The 3858-nt window shown below is 64.7% G+C and carries 6 protein-coding genes; 1 reads left to right on the plus strand and 5 read right to left on the minus strand.

Annotation, left to right across the window (positions count from 1 at the left end; translation table 11 throughout):
• Nucleotides 1–90: 90 nt before the first annotated feature.
• The 5 genes from M3461_18305 to M3461_18325 all read right to left on the minus strand — a co-directional run bounded on the left by M3461_18305 (nucleotide 91) and on the right by M3461_18325 (nucleotide 3079).
• Nucleotides 91–561 (minus strand): TolC family protein, encoded by a 471-nt coding sequence (locus M3461_18305; protein ID MDQ3776159.1) that lies wholly within the window; start codon nucleotides 559–561, stop codon nucleotides 91–93.
• Nucleotides 562–585: 24 nt separating this feature from the next.
• Nucleotides 586–753: a hypothetical protein gene (locus tag M3461_18310; protein MDQ3776160.1), complete on the minus strand. Its 168-nt coding sequence runs from the start codon at nucleotides 751–753 to the stop codon at nucleotides 586–588.
• Between the two features lie 209 nt (nucleotides 754–962).
• Nucleotides 963–1316, minus strand: a complete 354-nt coding sequence (locus M3461_18315; protein ID MDQ3776161.1) for a hypothetical protein — start codon at nucleotides 1314–1316, stop codon at nucleotides 963–965.
• Between the two features lie 40 nt (nucleotides 1317–1356).
• Nucleotides 1357–2145: an ABC transporter permease gene (locus M3461_18320; protein MDQ3776162.1), complete on the minus strand. Its 789-nt coding sequence runs from the start codon at nucleotides 2143–2145 to the stop codon at nucleotides 1357–1359.
• Entirely contained in the window at nucleotides 2132–3079 is a 948-nt protein-coding gene (locus M3461_18325; protein ID MDQ3776163.1) for an ABC transporter ATP-binding protein, read from the minus strand. The genes M3461_18320 and M3461_18325 overlap by 14 nt, the downstream gene beginning before the upstream one ends.
• A gap of 73 nt (nucleotides 3080–3152) precedes the next feature.
• Between M3461_18325 and M3461_18330 the strand changes: the two genes are divergently transcribed.
• The gene (locus M3461_18330; GenBank protein ID MDQ3776164.1) at nucleotides 3153–3686 is read left to right on the plus strand and encodes a histidine phosphatase family protein; all 534 of its coding nucleotides are present in this window, start codon (nucleotides 3153–3155) and stop codon (nucleotides 3684–3686) included.
• The last annotated feature ends 172 nt before the right edge of the window (nucleotides 3687–3858 follow it).

Consider the following 3858-nt stretch of genomic DNA (forward strand, 5'->3'; position numbering starts at 1 on the left):
TCTCGACTATCTTCAACATCGGTGGCGTCTCCTTCCACCGGCCTAGGCCGGCGTCGCGTTTGATTCACGCGGAAGGATACGCCGCCTCTCTCATGTCTCCCATCCACAACTTAGGGTTATACCTCCCTCTGAGAGGGCGCGCGACTCTTGGTGAGGCCCCGGTTCGCGATCACGTGCCTGGAACCTGCGTCCCCGCTCGGCCAGTGCCACGAGGTCGTTCGCGAGCACGAGTCCCTGTTGCGCTTGGAGCACCACCACGAAGCCCTGGGCAACGCGCGTCAAGACATCGAGCCGCTTGACCTCGTAGTCCCAGGCCGCCAGATCCCGGTCGAGCCCCGCGACCCGAACGCCGGCCGCGCGTTTGCCGCCCATTAAAATGATCTGGGACAGGCTCACCGTGGCCTGTGGCCCGTCAAAATCCCGGAGGACGTCGTTGCCGAGATTGGTTGCCGTCACATTCAATTCCGGGTTCGGCAAGAGGCGCGCCTGTAGTATCGCCGCCTCGCGGGCACGGACCTCCCCGGAGAACACCGCAAGCTCCGGGTTTCCGACCAGGGCCAATGCCACGGCCTGGCGGAGGGTCAGCTAACCCACTGGGCTTTGAGCGACTGCCTGGCCCGGTATCTCCGATCCCGGGGCGCGCGGCCCTGGGTCGTTCAACCCCCCGTCGAGCGGCTCGGCACCGGCGGCCGTGTACCAAACGAGCACGGCCGCGAGGGCGAGACCGGCCCGTATCAGCGATCGTGAGGACATGGAGCGACTCCTCTGGAGCAAGTGGAAAAGGAAATCCCGCGCGTGGCAATAGCCGCGGCAATGGGCACGGGTATGACTGGACCCGCCCCGGGTGGGCGGGGTGCGACTTGATGCGGCGCTAGATGAGGAGGACGATGCTGCGGCGGGCGGAGAGCCTGGAATCGATGACAAGAGAATGGGCGGGTGAGAGAGCCAATTTGTGGACTATCTCATCGAAGGAAATCAAGCTCACGACCCATCGCCGGCGCCGCGTCCAGTGAGGCGCGTTCGGAACCGACAGCGGGTTTGTGCGCCCCGTGGTCCTCGGCTATCACGGGGAAATCCGTGCACGGCCCTTCGCAGGCCGTTTCGGCCTGGGCGCCCGTTTCAATGGCATGCGCCGCCACAGCAGCTTGATCGGCCGGCGCATGAGGGGTATGCACCGGCTCTACCGCCACATGGCCGTCCGCCCCGAAACACAGGACCAGGGCAGACGCATCGCGGTGGCCCAGACCAAAATGTCCGAGCACCACAACGATCAATAGCCGACCGAGATATCTCTTTGAGCGCTGGCTGAGCTTCATTACGTACATTATAACACTAGCAAAACCTTCTTTCCGCATCTCAGCTGCGGATCCCGACGCCGCGGTTGAGCAGATACAGGCTCCAACACCACAGGACCGCGACGCAGCCCACGATGACGGCGAAGGCCAGCGCGATCGGGACATCGCTCACCCCCAGGATCCCGTAGCGGAAGGCATCCACCATATAGAGCACGGGGTTGGCCAGGGATACGGATCGCCACACCGGCGGCAATAGCTCTATGGAGTAGAACACCCCGCCCAGGTAGGTCAGGGGCGTGAGCACGAAGGCCGGGATGATCGAGGTGTCGTCGAAGTTGCGCGCGAAGATCCCGTTGATGAGCCCGCCGAGCGAGAACAGCACGGAGGTCAGGACGATGGTGGCCGCGACCACCGGGTAGGAGTGCGCGCTAAGCTCGGTGAAGAGTAGCGCCACCGCGGTCACGACCGTCCCGACCAGGAGCCCCCGCACCATGCCGCCGGTGACGAAACCCGCGAGGATGATGGCGCTCGGGATGGGCGCCATCAGCATCTCCTCGATGTGGCGCTGGAACTTGGATCCGAAAAACGAGGACACCACGTTGGAATAGGCGTTCGTGATCACCGACATCATGATGAGCCCCGGGGCGATGTACTGGATATAAGGGTAGCCCGCAATCTCACCGATGCGCGGGCCGATGAGCTGGCCGAAGACGATGAAGTAGAGGCTCATGCTCACCCCGGCGGGCAGGATGGTCTGGAGCCAGATCCGCGCGAAGCGGCTCACCTCCTTGACCACGATGGTCTTGTAGGCGACGAGGTAGCGATCGAAACGCGGGCTAGGCCGGGGCATCCGAACCATTGTTCCGGTCGAGGAGATGAATGAACAGCTCCTCCAGGCGATTGGCCTTGTTGCGCAGGCTCTGCACCTCGATCCCCATTTCCGATAGATGCCGAAAGAGCGCGTTCATGCCGAGCGCCTTGTTGACCTCGACCTCCAGGGTGGAGGGATCCACGAGCCGGAAACGATAGCCGTCGGTGACGGGCGCCGCCGCGATCGGTGAGCCGAGGTCGAGGACGAAGGTCTGGGTGTTGAGCCGGGCGATGAGCTCTTTCATGGAGGTGTTCTCGATGATATTCCCGCCATCGATGATGGCGATGTCGCGGCACAAGGTCTCGGCCTCCTCGAGATAATGGGTCGTCAGGATGATCGTGGTCCCCGCCCGGTTCATCTCGCGCAGAAAATCCCACATCGAACGCCGAAGCTCGATATCCACCCCGGCCGTGGGCTCATCGAGGATCAGGAGCCGGGGCTCATGGGCGAGGGCGCGCGCGATCATGAGCCGGCGTTTGAGGCCGCCGGAGAGCGTGCGCGAGCGGTCATGGCGGCGCTCCCAGAGCCCGAGTTTCTTCAGGTACTTCTCGGCGCGCTCGCGGGCCAGCGGCCGGCCGATCCCGTAGTACCCCGCCTGGTTCACGACGATATCGATGACCGGCTCGAACTGCGAGAAATTGATCTCCTGGGGCACGAGCCCGATCTCCGCCTTGGCCGCCTCGAGCGCGGTGTCGGTGTCGTGCCCATAGACCCGGACGCTGCCCGCGGTCTTGTTGACGAGCCCCGTGACGATCCCGATCGTGGTCGATTTGCCCGCGCCGTTCGGGCCGAGCAATGCGAAGAAGTCGCCGGGCCGAACGGTGAGGTCGATGCCGTTGAGTGCTTGCCGGCCGTTGCCGTAGGTCTTGCAAAGCCCCCGGATCTCGAGGGCATTGGTCTCGGAAGGGGGCATTGCCGAATGGAACTTTGAGTATATGATACCGTACGCGTGGGGCGAGCCCGGCGCTCTGCCGATTGACGATACCATGGACCAGCCATCGAAGGGGCGGCGGCTCCTCATCATGCGGCACGCCAAGTCCGACAGGGGGACGCCGGGCGAGCACGACTTCGACCGGCCGCTGGCCAAACGCGGCCAGCGCGATGCCCCGCGCATGGGCGAGTGGCTGCGCACCCAGGGCCTCGTCCCGGACCTGGTGCTCACCTCGCCCGCGCGCCGGGCGCAGGAGACGGCCTCGAAGGTGTGCAAGGTGCTTGACATCGGGAAACAGGCCATCCAGTGGGAGCCGCGTATCTACGACGCGACACGCGCCGATCTGATCGCGGTGCTGGCCGACTGCCCGGTGGACCGACGGCTCGTGCTCCTCGTCGGCCACAACCCCGGTCTCGAGGAGCTGCTCGAATACCTGGTCCGGGGCAGCGGTACACTGCCGGGGGGTGACAAGACCCTGCCGACCGCGGCCGTCGCTTCGGTGCGCCTCAAGGCGGGCTGGCGCAAGCTCACGGCCGGATCGGGGAGGATCGAGCACTGGATGTGTCCCAAGGGGCTTGGGGACGCCTAGCTAGCGCCCGTCATCCCGCACCGAAGCGACGCCGCGTCACGCTCTGCTGGCCAGCCCTTCGGCAGGAAGGTAAACTGACCATCTCAGCCATTGAAGCCTATGGGGGTTGTCATGACGCCTTGGGAAATTAAGGGACGCGAGCTCGTTAACTGCACCTGCGAATACGGCTGCA

This window comes from Pseudomonadota bacterium (assembly GCA_030860485.1).
Lineage (GTDB): Bacteria > Pseudomonadota > Gammaproteobacteria > JACCXJ01 > JACCXJ01 > JACCXJ01.